Origin of the sequence: Mycetohabitans rhizoxinica HKI 454 (assembly GCF_000198775.1) — a bacterium.
Classification (GTDB): domain Bacteria; phylum Pseudomonadota; class Gammaproteobacteria; order Burkholderiales; family Burkholderiaceae; genus Mycetohabitans; species Mycetohabitans rhizoxinica.
In genome coordinates this window covers 1760153-1779228 of sequence record NC_014722.1, presented here as the reverse complement: position 1 = coordinate 1779228, position 19076 = coordinate 1760153, and the positions used below count along the sequence as shown (strand labels likewise).

Genomic DNA, 19076 nt, shown 5'->3' with positions numbered 1-19076 from the left:
CAGTACAGTCCACGATAATGACCCGATGTCTATCGACGCCGAGTACATCGCGAAGCGGTGCTACGTGCCGCAGCCTCGGCCATGGACGCCGGGCAGTCATGCGGCGAACCACTCCGCCATGAAGTTAACGAAGCTGCGTACTGTCACCGGCATTGCCGAACGGTGCGGCATCACAGCGTGAAACGGAAGTCGGCGCGTCGTCCACTATCCACTAGGGCCTGTATCAGCTTGCCATCGTTGATGTGCTACTCGACGATAAATGAAGGCGCTAATAACAGGCCGCGCTCAAGCAGCGCGAGTTCCGTTAGCAATCCGATTTCGAAGACCGGATCGCGCCGCTCAACGTCACGGTAACTTTTTGGGGACAATTGAACAGATTCTGGAAACGCACCACCCAGGCCGGCGCGGTTGCGGGATGCTGGCCGGACTGGCCGTGTGCGTGTACGACATTGTGTCGGGCTCCCCGCTTGTGATGCGGCTGATCGGTTTCAGCGGGCCGCTCTGGCTTCACAGCGGGCTGCTCGGTCCGGCATTGAGCCGATCAGCTCAGGCGTGTTTGGCGCGCCCGCTGGCTTCGTTGTTGCGATTGCCGTCAGCTTGCTGGATAGGAAGCCGCACGATGAACGCTGGCTCAGACTCGCGTGCGAACGCGTTCGATAGAGTCGGGTGTCAACCGTGATAGGGTGCGCGCGTCAGGCGTCGCATTGCGGGTCAGGTTTCTCAATCGCTGCACAAGCCGAGCCCGTTCATCGTCCGCCGTCTCGTCGTCGGCACCCACGCGGTGTTTGTCCCCGTGACGGCGGGCATCGCCTATCGCTTGCTCGAGCAAGTCGATAAACTTGTGTAGTGGCAGGTTTTTGGGCCGCCACGCGATGACAGCAGTGCAAATCTCAATGTCGGGATCCTCCAATGCATGCGGGTCACGCTCGCCGGCGAGCGCGGCAGCCTCGCCCTCGAAAAAACCGTAGTTCAGCAAATGAATGGCATAGTCACGGTTCGATATCCAGACATTTCCGCCATGGATTCGCGGAAACAAGCGTTCGACCGTCGCCGCTTCCTGACCTTGCAATTCGATGATCCGTGTCAGCGCCGACGCGCGTTCGCCTTTCGGCAGGGTTTCGATTTGCGACTTTAGGTGGTTTAGCAGTGCTCGACGTTGCCGTGCGCTTGCTGACGCGTTATCGCGCGATGGCAACCCGCTACTGGGCTCATCGGATTGCGTCGCGCACGACGCGCTGTCATGCGAGCGTTTCAGATGCTCGATCATCTGGTCCAGCACGTCCTTTCTATCCTGTGGGGCCAGCCATTCGAGTTCAAAGGACTGGATGATCCCATCCAGTTCGGCGCGGCTATGCTCGAGCAGTTCCAACGACGTCGTCCATAGCCTCTGTGCTTGATCGTGCTGCTGGGGGCCGGGGGGCAGTTGGCGAACGGCCTGCAGCTTCTTGTTTACAAGAAAGCAATGCCGTCGCGGCAGCAGCATCTGCCGGAACTTGCTGTTGACCTCGGACAACCGCGCCGCATCGCTGAGCGGAACACGGCTGAATATGTTGGCGAGAAGCTCCGTTGGCATCTCGTTCAGGCCAATAGCGGCTTGCGGGCTCTTGGACAATTGCTTGGCACCCAGCCCGTCGAGTCGATGCACCCCATTCCGTCGTTGCGCGGTGGATTGCTTCCCGACTGCCTCGGGCGTGCAAGCCGCCGGGGGGATTGGATCAAATGTTTGCGTGCCCTGGCTGGCACGCGGTGCGATGCTCAAGGATAGCGGATGCGGCATTCGGTAGGCCCTAAAATCCGCAATTGTCGGAGCAAGCGCGGCGATACGTCGCGCCGGTGCCGAAACGACAATGGAAGAACCGAATCGGCGCGATACGTCGACATCGGGCAAGCTGTGCGTGGTCTGCCGCTGACACGATCCGCGATGTTTGCACCGTTCCCATGGCTGGAGCACCAGATGCGTCTCGTTGAGCGCGGTGACGCGGTAGCACCCACGGTGCTTCGGGTGGCCGGGCAGCAGCTTGATCGATTCGGCGGCTGCGGATCGCGATCAGCCGCGTCGCGCAAACCCGCTTGATCATGCCAACGGGTCGGCGCTGCCCGATTCGCGCCCACGCATGTGCTCCATCGCCTTCAGCGCCCGCTCGCGTGCTTGCTGGTGAGGCACCACCGGCAGCGGATAGTCCTGACCCAGCCGAACCGACGCAGACGCCAGTTGTGCGGGTTGCGCGAGCCATGGCGCATGGACGCATCCACTCGGCACGCGCGCGAGTTCGGGCACCCAGCGCCGCACATAGGCGCCCTGCGGGTCAAATTTCTGACCCTGTAGCACTGGATTGAAAATGCGAAAGTACGGCGCCGCGTCCGCGCCACTGCCGGCCACCCATTGCCAGTTCGCAGGATTGCTGGCTTCGTCGGCATCGACGAGCGTGTCCCAGAACCAAGCCTCTCCTTCGCGCCAGTTGATGAGCAGATGCTTGACGAGAAACGACGCCGTTACCATACGCACGCGATTGTGCATCCAACCTGTGTGCCATAGCTCGCGCATGCCGGCGTCAACGAGCGGATAGCCGGTGCGGCCATGCTGCCACGCGCGCAGATCCGCGGTATCGGCACGCCACGGCATCGTGTCGAATTGCCGTTTGAAGTTGACTTGATGCAGCGGTGCACAATGATAGAGCAGATAGTATGAGAACTCGCGCCAGCCCAGCTCATCGAGAAACTTATCGACGCCGCTGCTCGCGGTGCACGTGCGGCGCGCGTCGCCGCAGTGGCGCCCGACGCGCGCAGCAGACAGTGCTGCATGCCATACTTGCCGTGCCGAGAGATTGCCGAAGCGAAGATACGGAGAGAGCCGACTGGTTGCCTGCATCGCGGGAACGTCGCGTCCACTCGCGTAACGGGTCAGCGCATTCGCGAGGAAAGCGTCCAGTTGCGTCTGTCCCGCTTGTTCGCCGCATTGCCACGTTTCGCGCAGCCCGCTGGCCCAGTCGGGGGTGCGAGGCTGGAGCGCCAGTGCAGACAGATTTTCCACGCGCGCCGCCACGCCGATGTTGTCCGGCACGGGAAAGAAGTTGATCCGCTGAGGTGCGGGCTGCGGTGCTTCAGGGGAATACTGGTGGCGCGCGGCGCGCCAGTACGCGCTGAAGACCTGAAACGGACGGCCATCTCGCGTGGCCACGGCCCACGGCTCTCGCAGCAAGTGGCCATTAAAAGTGAAAACCGCAATGCCACGTTCTTTGAGCGCCGTCTTGATCGCGGTGTCGGTTTCGCGTTGCGGTGCCGAATACCGGCGATTCCAGCACACCTTGATCGCGCCGATTGCCACGGCGAACGCTTCGATGGCCTGCGACTCGGAGCCGTGAAGGACGGTCAATTCACCGCCCAGCGCTACGAGCGCAGCATTGAGTGCGCGTAAGGATTCATGGAGCCACCAGCGCCCAGCTGCGCCCGGCGGGCGCGTATTGCGTGGCGCCGGGTCGTGAACATACACGCACACGACAGGGTGACCCGTGGCAGTGGCGTATTCGAGCGCGGGATTGTCGGCTAGGCGTTGATCGTCGCGAAACCACACGACGACGGGTGGTAGCGAGCAGGGTGGCGAAGACGGCGGCATTGAGAAGTCGTAAAGCGGAGGCCGTGACAATCTCCATAATACGGGTTTCGGCGCGGATAGCTGTTGGGATTTGTCAACAGCGTTGAGGCGCGTGCCGACTATGCCGCTACAAGTGTTAGTGACGACTCAGTATCGCTCGATAAGCTAATCGTCAAAGAAAGGGCCGCAACGGTCCCCAGCTCGCGCAGTGGTCATGTGTCGAAGCGTCCGAGGTCCACCAGGCCAATCGAGAACGTGAGATGGCTGTGTGCACGGTAGCACACGCGACTGCTGCACGCCCGCCGGCGCTTGACGTATGGCATCGCCGGGTCGCGCCCAATCGGGGGAGGGGCGGGGGACTACGTTGTCCGTGTTGGCCGCACATCGCGTGTCATGCGTGCTTGCCCTGTTCCACGCTGTTATCCAGCGGCGGCTCGGAAGGCTGCGGTGCGCAGGACGGCGCGGCACGCGAAGGCGATGCCATCAAGACAACGGGGGAGCCGGGTTATAAGGGAAAAAGTACTCCCGCGATTGGTTTAGGAACTGCGGCATGGTATGGACGAAGGGTCCATTTGCAGTCCAGAGAAGATTGCGCAGGGCGGCGACTGGCTCCCGCGACGGCATCTGGGAAGGCGCAGGTGCCGGGCGCGCGCCTGAACTTACGAGCGTGGGCGTCGTTGTTTCAATGGGTCCAAGTAGTGGCGGCGTGGTGAAGTAAGGACCGTTGTCTGACATGCGGTGTTCCAGGAATAGCTGAGCGAGCGCGGCAGCGAAGCGAGTGCCCGTCATATGTCGGACATCAATTATCGCTGCTGCGCCATCCGGCTTGCGCATTGGTCGGCGCAATCGTGGATGGTGTCGCGAAGTCTGTTGGCGGAAATGTAATAAAGGGTGGCGAATAATAGAACGCCAGAACGGGACACAACTGTCGAGCGGTGCCGCCCGACGCTACGACCTCGTAGTTTTCGGTGCAGCGTCGCGCGCGAGATGCCCAGGCTTCGGGCGGGCGGTCGCCGACACGTTGCCGTCGTGACGCTGGAGTGCCTGCCTGATCACATCGGCTTTCGCTTCGGCCAGCGTGCCGGCCAGGCAAGCCGCCAGGCGTGGGCCTGCCGGCGTGCTGGTCGTCGCGAGTCAACTCCGGCGGTAGATGTTTGACGCTGATCCTGCGGTCTCTGTTGGCTAATGCCGCCTCTTGCGCGAGCAGGCGCTCGAGCCGCAACCGCAATCGGTGCGCTCGCGCAGCGGCGGCAGCGTAATGCTTATGCCGCAGAGCCGGTAGTACAAGTCAGTTTCGCCGTGCACGATGACCAGGATATCGCGCGAGAAGGCCCGCTATGCGTTGTCGAGGGCGGATGTGAGCTGCGGGTCGGCGCATATCCACGCCTTGACACCGGCAGAGCCCGTCGATACCGCGATGGAGGTGATAGCTATGGGAGCCGCCGGGGCGGCGGCGTGCGTTGACGGCGGCGCATGCCGTACTGTGCCGCGTCGGTGACAGTGGGCGCAGTCGATACCCCTGTCGCGGCGCGTGCCCGCGTCGCCGGCGGCGACGGTGGACCGGATCCGCACGGCGGTCTGCCGCATCAACAGCCAGGCGGTCATCAGTAACGACACCATGACGCAGCATTAGCCCAGCTACAACTTGAATTATTTGCAGACATGTTTTAGTAAGTTCAAGCAATCGATACGGATGGCGCGCGCCGTCTGGGTTCAGTCGGGACATATGATTTGACCTCTTCACAGGGCGTAGAGGTGTCCCCGATCGTCGTCCGCATGATGCTTGTGGTGCCTAATGCCTAGGCGCTGACGATGGGTGCCTACAGTGCAGGCAGGCAGACAGGTAGACAGGTAGAGCGAACGCGCACTAATTTACCGTTAGATAAAGGCCCGGTCTTCTCACTTAACAAACTTTCGCGTTCCACTGCAAAATTGGCATGCAGCTTGTGCATTCATGCACATCCAATTTGGTTTATTGTTGATACAGCGAAGCCGTTTGCTTACTTATACTGGACATATCAATATGCCGGTACACGACCCATATCGCCCGGCCATGGCGGCCCGCCTGACAATAAACGGAGGCACTATGCAGATGCAAACAACCATCGAAGGCCGCGCGGCTTCGGGGATCGCCACGGGCCGACATCCTGAACGCCATTACCGCCAGTGCGATACTGTCATTAGTAACGGTGCCACTGTGCGGGCACTTGAACGACCGCATTGGGCAGAAGCGCATGTTCGTGATTGGTTTGTTGCTGATGCGCGTGTTTGCCGCGCCGTTCTTTGGGATGCTGGGCACTCGTCATCCGACGGTGGTGCGGTGTGCGATGGTGCTGGGCGCCGGCGTGTTGGGCGGTGGGTTTGCGCCGATGATCGCGACCTCGCTGCTCGCTTGCGCAGGCGGAAATCCGCGTTATGTCGTTGCCTACCTGATTGGATTGGGGGTGTTCGCGTTGATCTGCACCGCGTTCATGCGGGCGCCGCGCCACTGAGCCCGGCATCGGCACGCTAGGTGGCGTATCGGCGCGGCGGCGTGTCATGCCGTCTATCGAGTAGGATACCTAAATAGAAGTTTGATAGTGTTGGAGACTGTTAATGAATTCCGCCATAGCTTCCACCTCGCTTGAGGTGACCACCGTCAAGTTGTTGATCGACGGGCAGTTCGTCGAATCGCAGTCCACCGAGTGGCGCGATATCATCAATCCTGCCACGCAGCAGGTCATCGGCCGCGTGCCATTCGCCACCGATGACGAGGTAAAGGCGGCGGTAGCCGCCGCGCAGCGTGCCTTCGCGACGTGGAAACACACGTCAATCGGAACTCGCATGCGGATCATGCTGAAGTTCCAAGAGTTGATTCGCCTGCATATGGAGCGCATTGCGCACACGCTGACGGCAGAGCAGGGCAAAACGTTGCCGGACGCACAGGGCGATATTTTTCGTGGCCTGGAAGTCGTTGAGCATGCATGCTCGATCGGCACGCTGCAGCTCGGCGAGTTTGCCGAGAACGTGGCTAGCGGCGTTGACACCTATACGTTACGGCAGCCCATCGGCGTGTGCGCGGGCATCACGCCGTTCAATTTCCCTGCGATGATCCCGTTGTGGATGTTTCCGATGGCGATCGTTTGCGGCAATACGTTCGTGCTGAAACCGTCCGAGCAGGATCCGTTGTCGGCGATGGAACTGGTCGAGCTGGCACTCGAGGCCGGCGTGCCGGCCGGTGTGCTCAATGTCGTGCACGGGGGCAAGCAGGTGGTTGACGCGCTGTGCACGCATCCGGACATTAAGGCGATATCGTTCGTCGGTTCCACGCAGGTGGGCACACACGTATACAACCTCGGCAGCCAGCATGGCAAGCGCGTGCAGTCGATGATGGGCGCCAAGAACCACGCGGTCGTGCTGCCGGACGCCAATCGTGAGCAGACGATTAATGCATTGGTTGGGGCCGGGTTTGGCGCCGCAGGCCAACGCTGCATGGCGACCTCGGTGGTGGTGTTCGTTGGCGAGTCGCGCGATTGGTTGCCTGAGCTGGTGGAGAAGGCAAAGACGCTAAAAGTGAACGCCGGCCATGAGCCGGGAACCGATGTCGGGCCCGTGATTTCGGCGGCAGCTAAGGCGCGGATCGTCGGCTTGATCGAATCGGGCATCAAGGAGGGTGCGACGCTGCTACTGGACGGTCGTGGCGTGCGAGTGCCGGGCTATGAGCAGGGTAACTTTGTCGGTCCGACGATTTTCTCAAGCGTTAAGACCGACATGTCGATCTACCAGCAGGAAATTTTCGGCCCGGTAATCGTGGTGCTGGAAGCCGCCACCCTCGATGACGCCATTGCGCTGGTGAACCGCAACCCGATGGGTAATGGCGTGGGGTTATTCACGCAAAGCGGCGCCGCGGCGCGCAAATTCCAGAGCGAGATCGACGCCGGACAGGTCGGCATCAACATCCCAATACCGGTGCCTGTGCCATTCTTTAGCTTTACCGGTTCGCGCGGCTCAAAGCTGGGCGACTTGGGCCCATACGGTAAGCAGGTCGTGCAGTTCTACACGCAAACCAAGACCGTGACCGCGCGCTGGTTCGACGACGCACCGGGCACTGGGGTCAATACGACGATCGCTTTACGCTGACAGGAGGCGTCATGGAAATCGGTTTTATCGGGCTGATCGATTCAAGCACGGTCGATCCAGCGACGGTGCAAGCCATTGCGGCGGCAGCCGGCCGGCAGCGCAATCCGTTTGCTGACGCGCCTGTGTCGGGGGCACCGGCGGCGCGCAGACCGGCACGCTCACTTTCATGGTTGGCGCCGACATGCAACTGTTCGAGCGCATTCAACCGGTGTTGCTGAGCATGGGCAAGAACGTCGTTCGGTGCGGCGAACCGGGCATGGGGCAGGTGGCCAAGATCTGCAACAATCTGGTGCTCGGTATATCGATGATGGGCGTGGCTGAAGCAATGTCGCTCGGTGTTTCGCTCGGCATCGGCCCGGCGGTGCTGGCCGGCGTCATTAACATGTCAACCGGCCGTTGCTGGAGTTCGGATACTTATCATCCGTACTTTACCAGTCGATGAGCCAACGCGGTATGGGCGGGCTGGATTTCTCGGCGTCCATCAAGCTATACAGTGCAAAGTTCGGCCAGGACTGAGCACGATGGGCGTGCGAGCTGCCCAAGCGCGTCCATGCTCGACATGCCTGCTGACATCGGGCCGGCACGGCGCACGGCCTACCTCGACGGTGCAGCGCTGCGCGCTGTCCACCGGCGAGCACCTGCCTGACTCGATAGCCAATACTTGTCCGACTTAATTACATCTTAGGCGTCTCGCCGCCTGCATATGCCAGTTCACGTGGCAATAGAGTGCCGCACCCCGTTTCCCGGTTGTAGAATGTCACGCCACTGACGCTACCCTGCCGTGTGGCGTTGTCATCGGTGTTTCCAACACCCCGTCGGTCGGGGGGTATTCCTATGCTGTTCGATGTGGCGCCGAGGTAGCCTGTTTCAAGCAGAAGGGTTGAGTGCCCCGACGCGTTTCGCCAAGTACAAAAGAGAAGTGGCCGGTGGCAATAGGCAAGCTATGGGTGGACTAATATCTCGCGGGTCTTTTTTCAGTCGCGTTGATTTTCTCGGAATCGAGTTGACCACGCATGGGCATCGAGCATCGATCACGCGGTTTCGAGTTGGGCGAAAGACAGTTTTACACGGATTTGAACAATTGAGTAAAAAAGCGGGTGTGGTGCCGTTTAATCTAGTTTGCGAGCAAAGGAAGCGGAATTGGGGGGTGTTAGAAGACGCTCGAACCGCGCGTGACTTGGTGCGCGCCAACGCGGCTTTGAAGGATTTAGCCGCATCCGGTTGGCTTATCAGGGCACTACGTTACAGAATAATTCAGTGTGTCGCTGTGATGCTTGTCGGTGCTGCGGGGGCATGTGGGGGGAGCGGCGGCGGCAAATCTGATGATGACATGGTCCAACGCGTAGTCGTCAAAGAGGCGGACGGAGAACGAGAGCGGGCCCGCTCGCCAATGGATCCCGTACAAGGCTGGCACACCGGTACCACGGTCGGTTCTCCAGTCCCTACAACAAATTCGGCCCATACGATGAATATAATCAACATTACGAATGTAGGCCAACTTTATGCAACGGATGGAACGATCGAGATTGGTAGTCTGAATCACGACAGAGGCAGGAAAAGGCGTAGTATTTGGCGGACAGGCCACAGCGTAAGCGAAGCTGTGGTGAAAGACTTGAATGTGGGCGTGGGCGAGCACGAAGCGCGGATTTCGGCCGTCGGTGTACAGACTGGACCCGAGCCCGTCGCCCAAGTGGCGGACGCCAGCGTACAGACCGAACCCGAGCCCGTCGCCCAAATGACGGCCGTCGGCGTACAGACCGAACCCGAGCCCGTCGCCCAAATGACGGCCGTCGGCGTACAGACCGAACCCGAGCCCGTCGCTCAAGTGGCGGCTGTCGGCGTGCAGACCGAACCTGAGCCCGTCGCCCAAGTGGCGGACGCCAGCGTACAGACCGAACCCGAGCCCGTCGCTCAAGTGGCGGCTGTCGGCGTGCAGACCGAACCTGAGCCCGTCGCCCAAGTGGCGGCCGTCGGCGTACAGACCGAACCCGAGCCCGTCGCCCAAGTGGCGGCCGTCGGCGTACAGACCGAACCCGAGCCCGTCGCCCAAGTGGCGGCCGTCGGCGTACAGACCGAACCCGAGCCCGCCGCCCAAGTCGCGGACGCCGGCGTACAGACCGAACTCATGGAGGCGCACGAAGCGCAAGGCCAATACATCGGTAGCCTATCGGGCAACTACAATTTCACCGCGTTGGTTACCCCGGCGGGCAAGTTTTATGCGATATATGCTCACGGCGACGATATAGGTGAGGCTATTGTTGGCGATTTCGACATGGGCAACGCCGGGACCGGGATCCTCTATTTGAAAGAGCGGCTTGCAATAAAGGTCAATTTAAGCGCGTCAACTGATTCCGGTCGTTCGCTGCCTTCCCACGTCGGTTCCACAGTGGTCTCGATCCTGGCCAACCAGTTTCCCAGCTATCAGAGTATTGCCACTCAGGCCGACAACTTGTTGTTCAATTCGCAATCGATTCACATCGTCGCATCCGCCGATGGCCTGCCGCCGCTCCAATTCCAAGGCAATGCCGACCTAGCGTTACATACCAAGCCGACTGTGAGCAAAGTGGTCGGGACATACAAAGGCATGTTCAGCAAACGTGACTATCTTGTCAACGAGATCAATATGCCGAGCATAATTGAAATGATAATCGATGGCCGGGGTAGGATCACAGGGACAGAGGGATATTGCCCGTTTGTCGGCAAAATCGTTTCTCGTGAGTGGGGCAGTGCCTACGATATCGAGGTTGAGTACTCAGGCGACACAATGTGTTCCTACCCAAACTCGACGGTTCGCGGCGTGGGTTTCTACATTGAAAAGGAACGCCGACTTCGCGTGGTGATGCAAACGCCGGGCAAGGGCGGTATGTTGTTCAATATGACGCGCAACAATGCCCGATAGGGTAGGCCGTCGTCCTAGCCCGGCAGCGCGGGCATGCGCTAGCGCCCGCAGCGCTCGACCCGCTCGAGCATTGGGAGGCGAGTTGCTTTTCCACGCGGGCCAGGCCTCGATGATGGCCGAAGGCGGCTTGCCGGACCCGACGGCGCGGCGACGCCGGTGCGTGAACCGGTACAATGCCGGCTGTGATTGTCAATTTATGGCTGCGCGATGTCCGATTCATCGTTCGACTCTCCATCCGACGGCGCTGCAGCGCACGCGCGACGTGCCGCCGGGCCGGTGGCCGGTCCGCAACCGCCCGCCTGCGTGACTGCTGCTGACCGATCCATGCGCGATCCGGCGCGCTCTTTCCTGCTCGGTCCGCTACTCAAGGGGGTGTCCCGCTCGTTCTACTTGACGCTGCGCGTGCTGCCCGCCGGCATGCGCGACCCAGTTGGCCTGGCGTATCTGCTGGCGCGCGCCGCCGACACGATCGCAGACACGCCGCTGATCGAGCCCGCGCTGCGGCTGCGGATGCTATTGACGCTGCGTGCGCACGTGAATGACGCCGAACACGATCGCGGGCCGCTGCGCGAGATGGCTAGGCAGTTGGCCGCGCAACACCAACAGTCCGACGAGCGGCGGCTGCTGGAATCGCTCGAGCCGGCGCTGGCGATCCTACAGCAGTTGGCCGAGCGCGATCGCGAGGCGGTCCGTGGCATTGTGTCGACGCTCACGCGCGGCATGGAGTTCGATTTGACCACATTTGCGCACGAGCGCTCCGGGCAGATGGTGGCGTTACGGGCATGGCACGAACTGGATCAGTACACCTACATGGTCGCCGGCTGCGTCGGCGCGTTCTGGACGGAGATGACCTATATGCATCTGCCGCGTGTGCTGCACGGTGACCCCGTGGCGATGTCAGCGCGCGGCGTGCGTTTTGGCAAGGCACTGCAGCTGACGAACGTGCTGCGCGATTGCGCTAAAGACTTGCGGATTGGCCGCTGCTACTTGCCGTCCACGATGCTCGAGCGGTACGGTTTGACGCCGCGGGACCTGTTGTCCGCCGAGGCGGCAGGCCGGGCGCGCCCGGTGATGCTGGAACTTGTACGCCATGCGCTGGACCAGTTCCGCGACGCAATCGACTATACGCTGGCGATTCGCCGTTCGGCGCCGCGCCTGAGGCTGGCATGCTTGTGGCCGATCGTCATTGGCTTGAAAACGCTGCTGTTGCTAGTGAACAGCGCGAACTGGCTGGTGCCGGAGCCGGCCGCCAAGGTTCGGCGCCAGCAGGTGTACGGCGTTATCGTCACCTCGATCGCGCTCGTCGGGTCCAATACGCTGCTGCGCGCGTGGCTGGAGCGGTTGATCGCTGCAATAGAGTGCCGGCTCCATTGCACTTCGCGCGAGGGCGGCTGAACTACGCTAGAGTTTGGTATCCTTGACGCGCATTTCGAATCTTGTCCGTCTATGAAACTGCTCGACGCGCTGGTTGAACAGCGCATCGCTGCCGCGGCCGCGCGGAGTGAATTCGACGATTTGCCCGGCAGCGGGCGGGCGCTGCAACTCGACGACGATTTGCTTGTGCCGCATGAGGTTCGTGTGGCGAACCGGATTTTGAAAAACGCCGGCTTTGTGCCGCCGGGCGTCGAGCATTTGCGTGCGCTACGCGAACTGGAGCATGCGTTGTGCGAATGCGACATGGGCCCTCAGTGCCCGGCACACGATGGGCCGCCGCCGGATCGCGCGGAACAGCGTCGCCTGCGGGCGAAGTGGCTGGCGCTGACTATGGCGCTCGAATCGCTGCGTGGCGGGCCGATGGTGGTGCCACACGAGTATTGCCGCCGTGTCGCTGAGCGCCTGGCCGGCTGTGGTGGCGCCGTCGTGCCAGCAGCGACTGACTGAGCGGCCCTTCGACGCGGAGCTTGAATGCGCAACAGCGGTTTACTTGACGCGGGCCCGTTAGCCCGGGATCTGCATTTCATGGCGTTAGCGCGCGCCGCCGCCCGCCGCGCTTATGCAATTGGCGAAGTGCCGGTAGGCGCCGTGGTCGTGCGGGGCGACGAGGTGATTGCGCAGGGCTTCAATCAGCCGATCAGCACTCACGACCCGTCCGCGCATGCGGAGATGGTCGCGCTGCGAGCGGCTGCACAGTCGTTATCCAACTATCGGATGCCGGGCTGCGAATTGTACGTAACGCTCGAGCCATGCCTGATGTGTGCCGGCGCGATCATGCATGCACGCATCGCTCGAGTGGTGTTCGGCGCGCATGATCCGAAGACCGGCGCGTGCGGCAGTGTAGTCGACGTATTTTCACAGCCACGGTTGAATCATCACACGAGCGTTGTCGGCGGCGTACTGGCCGATGAATGCTCGCACGAGTTGAGTCAGTTCTTCGTCGAGCGCCGTCGGCAGTTGCGCACGTCGCGTACACTCGGCGACGCAAGTTGATTCCGGTCGATGTCGCGCCGTGTGATCCTGATCGACGTCGCGCCGTGTCGGCACGGGTTGCAATACGCGCCGCGCACTGTCTTTTCCCGCTCAGGAGTGTCATGAGGCCCCGTACGATCGAACTGATTGCCCCCTGCGGCTATCCGCAGGATCCACAAGCCGTTGCCCGGGCGCTGGCGCGTTGGGTCGATGCCGGCCATCACATCCAGGGCATCGATACGACCGAGCGGCGCTTCCAGCGCTTCGCGGGCACCGATGCGCAACGCGCCGCGGACCTGAATCGGCTCGCTGATCCTGCGCGGGCGCTGCCGGACATCGTGCTGGCCGTGCGTGGCGGCTATGGCGCGATCCGGTTGCTGCATGGACTGGACTATGCAGGATTGCAACGCCGGCTGGCCGGCGAGCCGATCGCGATCTGTGGCCATAGTGACTTCACCGCGATTCAGATGGCGTTGCTCGCGCACAGTGGCCTCATTACGTTCGGCGGCCCGATGCTGAGCGGCAACTTCGGCGCGCCGATATTGAGCGAATTCACAGTCGAGCATTTTTGGGCGGCGATCAGCAACGCGGAGTTCACGATTGGTGAGCTGACGCCACAGCCCGACGACGTCGACCTGCGCGGCACGTTGTGGGGTGGCAATCTCGCGATGATCGCCGCGCTGGCTGGTACGCCATACTTGCCGAACATCGACGCGGGCATTTTGTTTGTTGAGGACGTCAACGAGCATCCATTCCGCGTCGAGCGGATGCTGTACCAATTGCATCTGGCCGGCATCCTGCCGCGTCAACAGGCGCTGGTGCTCGGTGACTTCACCGGGGCGCAGTTGTCGGAGTATGACAATGGCTATGATTTTGACGCGATGGTCGAGCAGATCCGCGCGCTGATCGGTATTCCGGTGATAACTGGGCTGCGCTTTGGCCACGGCGCGGATACCGTGACGCTGCCCGTGGGCGTGCCCGCGCAATTGAAAGCCGGCGCTAACGGCTTTACGCTGACAATCAGCGGCCATCCAACCCTGGCGGAATAATACTGCCCGTGGCAGCGGGGTTACCCGACGCTGGGTTGCAGCGAGGCGCCGGGAACCAAGAAGCGTTGTCCTGCTACCCTCAAGCCTCAAGCCTCAAGCCTCAAGCCTCAAGCCTCGCGCATGTGTGAGGTGCGCGCGGTTAGTTCCACTTCATGCCGGTCCGCGGCTTGTCGTGCGCGATTGCGGTGATACAGTCGGCAATAGGCAAATGCAACGAAGGTCCACGGTGCAAGGTACGAGAACTCCGGCACCGATACCATCATCATCACATAGGTCGCCACGCAGCACTGTCGTAGCGCGACCGCCTTCGGCGCCCAATCGAGCTTGAACGCCGGATACAGCAATAGCACGCTGAACAGCGCAAGGCCCAGTAGCCCATTGTTGACTAGTAGCGTCGAAAACATGTCGGTGGTGCGGATGTAGCCGAAGCCGATTCCCACCAGCTTGTTCGCAACGGGCGCATTGAGCCAGAAGTCGACGGCGGCCATGAAACCGGCCGAGCGCTCCTGGCCCGATGAATTGGCGCCGGTGAGTTTCTTGATTATCACGTCATCTGCCAATTGCACGACTTGCTCGTTAAACACGATGATGATCGCGATAATGGCAAGCGCGGCCAGCACCAGCTTAATAATATTGATCCGCGTGTGCATCATCCGGATGCCGATGTAGCACAGGTAGCCGACCATCGCCGTCGTGGAGGCCGTCATCACGAGTGAGGCGCCAATAATGATCGCTGGCCAGCGCGACCGTTGCACGGTGCGGGCGTAGACCCAGAACGGGAACATCGACAGCGCATACATCGACGGTTCGCCCGTTAGCGACTTCAGACGCTGCATCGAGATCCCACCGATGCCCATGGTTTGAAAGTCGCTGCCCGTGACGATGTCCTTGGGCAGGGGCCGGGCCAGCGTGTTGGTGAACTGGCGATTGGACAGGAAGTCACCCGGCTGGCCGGTCACAAGGTAGTAGGCGCACTCATAAAGTCCGTACACGGCAAACAGGACGCCGGAGGCAACGATGATGCGATCCCATGCGTCGTCGTAGTAGACGTACAGGTAGGTGCCATAGAGTACCACCGCGACGACATATAGAGATTGCGTGAAAAGCGAAGCGCGCATGACAAACGAATGGTCATACGGATTGACCAGCGACAAGGTGTCAAGATCAGGCGTATAACCGTCGGTCAGGTCGGCTAGTTGCGTCAGTGTAAACAGCAATACCCAGACAAAGATCGCTGTTAAAAGGATGCGCAAATAGCGGGTACGCTCGCCGCCTCCGTACAGCATAGCGATTGCCAGGGATAAGAAGCACATCAAATAGCCCGGCGTGGTACCTTGCACGCTGGGAAACACCAGCACGGACGTGATCGGCACAAAAAATGCCCACACCAGATAATAACGATCCACTGCCTTGAAGGCACCTCGTGCCCTACTGGAGTCAAACCTCCCACTCCATGATGAACCGACGACGTGCTGCTTACCGCCGGGGCGCGCTGATCCGGCATGCAGAGTGCGGCCGCGATGGCTCGAATTCGTGTCGTTCATCTCACAGGGTCCGCAATAAATCACTGAGGCAACCGCTGGCTATTGCCGTCATGGCGTCGGATCACCACCGCCGCCTCATGTGACGTACGTGAGCCGGGAAGGGCGCATACGCTTTGGTCAATTGGTATAGCATCGCGCATGACTCAACCCATATCAGTGCGTTGACGTACCATTTCGACCCAATACGTGCCGGCTTTCGGGCGGTGGGCATAACCTAGATAAGGGGTTACCTGTCGGCGTGACAGTCGTACCGAGTGCATCATGTGGCCGGGCACATTGAGTCGGGCACGGTAATTGGCTGCGCTATGCGCCGTCAGCGCATGTGCAGCGAAACATCCATCTTTCCGAGCGCCCGAATTCAGTAGAATGTGCGCTCGTTCTTTCGACGCATGAAGCGTCATCCTAATTCTCTTAGCTTCTGCGTGCGGATAATTCGCTCGCTGGCTAGCTTCGGGCTCGTCGATTCGGCTGTCGATTGCCATCCACACCATGTGTCACTGTGCGTCTGGCTTCGATCTACCGTTTCGTCACGAAGAAGTCCCATTCCCACGAAGTGCAAGGCGATGCCCAGTGTCCCAGGGGTGCGGTTCTTCGTCGCGTTCAATGCGGCACGGGCACGAAGTGCTTTCGTCCAACGTTTGGCGAAGGCCCGTGCGTTTCGATTATCGGCCTTTGTATGACTATACATTCAAATTCATGATTTCGAAGAAGAGCAATTCATCTAAAAGTCCCTCTCACTGCGCCTCAAACATCGATTTGGGCTCCCAAGGCAGTGCGAAAGACACGCTATGTGTGCGACGTGAATTCCTTCGCACACTGGTTGCTACAGCCGGAACGATGGCGCTGGGAGTGTGTGCAAGTAGCGAGGTCGGAGCTGCTAGCTTCGAGCGTACGCGCCGCTGGTCCAGCAGCGGCGCGACTTCGTTAGATTCAGCCGCATCGGCTTTGAGTGCTACTAGTACTACACCCGTCAGTGTGACGACATCCAGTGCCGCGGCAACCTCCAGTTCCATGTCGTCGAACAGCTACAATGCAGTGTCGTCCGGGTTCTTCGGAATCAACGGACACATTAATTCGGGTAATGCGTATGGCACGGCGTTTGCCACGCAGATAGCCTACATGCGCGATCTTGGGGTTTCGAATGTTCGCCAAGATGTTTGGAATACGATGGGGGCAAAGAACATTGCCTCTTTTGTTGACGCACTGAGGGGTACCGGCATTAGTGTCTCAGTGGTGATCACCCCAAAGCTATTCAATACCGATGAGGCTTCTGCGTACAGCAATAGCTTTCAACTCGCATACTCCATCGCAAGTATTTTAAAGGGTAAGGTACTGTTGTATGAGTGCGGTAACGAAATGGAAATCGGTTTCGTATCCCGTGGCGGCAACTTTCGCACCGACTACCGAGTGACGCCGTACTTTATTTACCGCGGGATGATACGCGGCATGATCGATGGCGTACGCGCCGCGGATCCCCGCGCAGCAGTGGCCGTTACCGCCGGGTGGTTACACTTCGGTATTTTGCAAATGCTGGCCGACGGCACGGATCCCCAAGGTGGAACGAGTGGGCCACGCGTTAATTGGGATGTCACCTCCTGGCACTGGTATAGCGATATGGGAGACATCACGAATGCGAACGGTATCAATGTGCTTCAAGAGTTGACGCGGCGCTTCCGGCGACCGATCTGGATTTCCGAGTATGGCTATCGACCGTATGGTCAGTCCGAGAACACGCTGCTTAATGCACAAGCGAGCTACCTGGCCACTCAAATGCAGGAATTCGTCAAGCTCAAGTCGCAGTACAGTTTGCTGCAGTCGGTCCAGTTGTATGAGTTGTTCGACATGTCGGCTGACGATGGCTATGGCTTGATCAAGTCGGATGCTGTCACGAAAAAGCCAGCCTATAGCGTGGTCAAAGAAATCATCGCCCGCGGCAGGGTGTAGCGATGGCATAGCCCGCGGTTCATGCATGCGGGCTGTGAAGGGTGGCGTTAGCCCTGCTCTTATCGTTGTGGTTGCGCCACTTATTGCGTGCTCTATGTCAAGCCATGGCTCGACGCTCTTGCCATGAGCGTTGCTGGTGCATGGAGAGTAGCGCGGAATCGGCGCCTGTGTTTCAGAAGCGTTGCGAACGTGCTGTAGCCGGTCGGGCCCGCTCCGTTAAACGGGTCTGGCATGCACAGGTTAGCGCATGTCCCGCACGGATGCTAGGCGCTTCGCAAAATTTGAAGCTTAGCCAGGACAGTGCGATTGCCGGTGCCAATGGAGCAAGCATATAGACGCCAAGCGGCGCGCCGGTCCACTGATAATGCCGACACAGCCAGAACACAAGATATAGCGGTATTCCATGCAATAGGTACACGGAGTAGCTGATTTTGCCTAGCCACGCAAATGACGGGTGATGGATCTTGAATAGGGTGGCGAAGCTGGCGAACAACGCGATGCCGACGAGGTAGCCGATTGACGACGAAACGTGCGCATAGTCATGGCGCCGAAGAGTATAGATAGCGATTACCACTGCAATTAAAGCGATCAGTGTGGTCAACGCAATCAATACGCCACGGTAGGTCATCGACAACGCAGGGATAGAGCGTCTGCGTGGCCAGATAGGCAAGATTGCGTTGGGTTCGTCGTACGCCTTGCGAAATACTGCTCCCCAGAACATGATTGACAAATGATACAACATGCCCTTGTACTGCCCCAATGCATTATTAGGAATAACATGCCATGCAGTGGTCAAGACGAACAGTATGCCTAGTGCCGCGCTGGCGGTAACGAGTGCACGCATTTGATGCAGCAAGCCACTCCAGAACAAAACTAGACATAAAAGATAGAAATACAATTCAGTTTCCAATGTCCAGTAGTGGCCCATGATGGTGTCGAAGCCGAATGCCGTTGGGATCATCGTCAAGTTGACGAGAATGCCGATGCTGCTCATCTTTTGTTGGAACAGCGTCCAGTACGTAAGATAGCCAAGTGGTACCGAAAGCCAGAATGCGGGGTACAGCCGCATGAAACGGCGTATCAAAAATGTGCGCGTACCATCGGCGATGCTGCCCCGCAGGCTGTTTGGAATCAGCATCCCGCTGATTCCAAAAAAAATCACGACACCGATGCGCCCGAAGTTGACCGAACGCTGTAGTGCGTCCAACCCATGTTGAGATCCCGCCAGCGGGGCAAGTAGTTCAGCATAGTGCGTCCAGATAACAAATAATACCGCGATAGCGCGCATCGCGTCGATGTGGTCTAAACGGCCATTTTCTGGAGGGTTTGCCATTCAAGGGCCTTGGATCTAGTTATCGAGGATATCCACAGGACAGGGACGATCCGCGTCGATTGCAGCATCGCCTTCGCGACCCTACTCCGTGACTGCGACATTAAATCGTGGTGGGTGCACGCGCGTATGCAAAGTTTTTTTACGTTACAGTTGGACACGAGGCGCTTCGGTGCGTCACCGCACATCCATT

The 19076-nt window shown here is 59.9% G+C and carries 12 protein-coding genes and 3 pseudogenes; 10 read left to right on the top strand and 5 right to left on the bottom strand.

The window, feature by feature from the left end:
- Positions 1-368 precede the first annotated feature (368 nt).
- A pseudogene (locus tag RBRH_RS20215) lies at positions 369-660 on the top strand (hypothetical protein); the annotation flags it as partial.
- Here the strand turns inward: RBRH_RS20215 and RBRH_RS07850 are convergent.
- From RBRH_RS07850 to RBRH_RS21310, 3 genes are all read right to left on the bottom strand, one after another.
- Positions 632-1645, bottom strand: a complete 1014-nt coding sequence (locus RBRH_RS07850) for an F-box protein (protein ID WP_157864396.1) — start codon at positions 1643-1645, stop codon at positions 632-634. The pseudogene RBRH_RS20215 and the gene RBRH_RS07850 overlap by 29 nt on opposite strands.
- Before the next feature lie 429 nt (positions 1646-2074).
- A complete protein-coding gene (locus tag RBRH_RS07845; RefSeq protein WP_041753655.1) occupies positions 2075-3613 on the bottom strand; it encodes a cryptochrome/photolyase family protein in 1539 nt (512 codons plus the stop codon).
- A gap of 927 nt (positions 3614-4540) precedes the next feature.
- Complete coding sequence (locus RBRH_RS21310) at positions 4541-4669, bottom strand: helix-turn-helix domain-containing protein (RefSeq protein ID WP_415878037.1); 129 nt, start codon at positions 4667-4669, stop codon at positions 4541-4543.
- 1055 nt (positions 4670-5724) lie between these two features.
- Between RBRH_RS21310 and RBRH_RS07835 the strand changes: the two are divergent.
- From RBRH_RS07835 to ldcA, 8 genes and pseudogenes are all read left to right on the top strand, one after another.
- Positions 5725-6084, top strand: a pseudogene (locus tag RBRH_RS07835) (MFS transporter); the annotation flags it as partial.
- Between the two features lie 103 nt (positions 6085-6187).
- On the top strand, positions 6188-7711 hold the full coding sequence (locus RBRH_RS07830) for a CoA-acylating methylmalonate-semialdehyde dehydrogenase (RefSeq protein ID WP_013435612.1): 1524 nt from the start codon (positions 6188-6190) through the stop codon (positions 7709-7711).
- A 32-nt stretch (positions 7712-7743) separates the two neighbouring features.
- Positions 7744-8227, top strand: a pseudogene (locus RBRH_RS17255) (NAD(P)-binding domain-containing protein); the annotation flags it as partial.
- A gap of 874 nt (positions 8228-9101) precedes the next feature.
- Positions 9102-10610, top strand: coding sequence for a hypothetical protein (locus tag RBRH_RS07820; protein WP_157864395.1), 1509 nt, complete (start codon positions 9102-9104; stop codon positions 10608-10610).
- 324 nt (positions 10611-10934) lie between these two features.
- Positions 10935-12005, top strand: coding sequence for a squalene/phytoene synthase family protein (locus tag RBRH_RS07810; RefSeq protein ID WP_041753648.1), 1071 nt, complete (start codon positions 10935-10937; stop codon positions 12003-12005).
- 51 nt (positions 12006-12056) lie between these two features.
- Entirely contained in the window at positions 12057-12491 is a 435-nt protein-coding gene (locus RBRH_RS07805; RefSeq protein WP_013435607.1) for a DnaJ family domain-containing protein, read from the top strand.
- A 24-nt stretch (positions 12492-12515) separates the two neighbouring features.
- Complete coding sequence (gene tadA, locus RBRH_RS07800; RefSeq protein ID WP_013435606.1) at positions 12516-13037, top strand: tRNA adenosine(34) deaminase TadA; 522 nt, start codon at positions 12516-12518, stop codon at positions 13035-13037.
- A 101-nt stretch (positions 13038-13138) separates the two neighbouring features.
- Complete coding sequence (gene ldcA, locus RBRH_RS07795) at positions 13139-14065, top strand: muramoyltetrapeptide carboxypeptidase (protein ID WP_041753644.1); 927 nt, start codon at positions 13139-13141, stop codon at positions 14063-14065.
- Between the two features lie 107 nt (positions 14066-14172).
- Here the strand turns inward: ldcA and RBRH_RS07790 are convergent, their stop codons facing one another.
- On the bottom strand, positions 14173-15471 hold the full coding sequence (locus RBRH_RS07790) for a hypothetical protein (protein ID WP_157864394.1): 1299 nt from the start codon (positions 15469-15471) through the stop codon (positions 14173-14175).
- An 834-nt stretch (positions 15472-16305) separates the two neighbouring features.
- Between RBRH_RS07790 and RBRH_RS07780 the strand changes: the two genes are divergently transcribed.
- On the top strand, positions 16306-17553 hold the full coding sequence (locus tag RBRH_RS07780; RefSeq protein ID WP_157864393.1) for a glycosyl hydrolase: 1248 nt from the start codon (positions 16306-16308) through the stop codon (positions 17551-17553).
- A 172-nt stretch (positions 17554-17725) separates the two neighbouring features.
- Here RBRH_RS07780 and RBRH_RS07775 read toward each other — a convergent pair whose 3' ends face one another.
- Positions 17726-18886: an acyltransferase family protein gene (locus RBRH_RS07775; RefSeq protein ID WP_013435601.1), complete on the bottom strand. Its 1161-nt coding sequence runs from the start codon at positions 18884-18886 to the stop codon at positions 17726-17728.
- Positions 18887-19076: the final 190 nt, after the last annotated feature.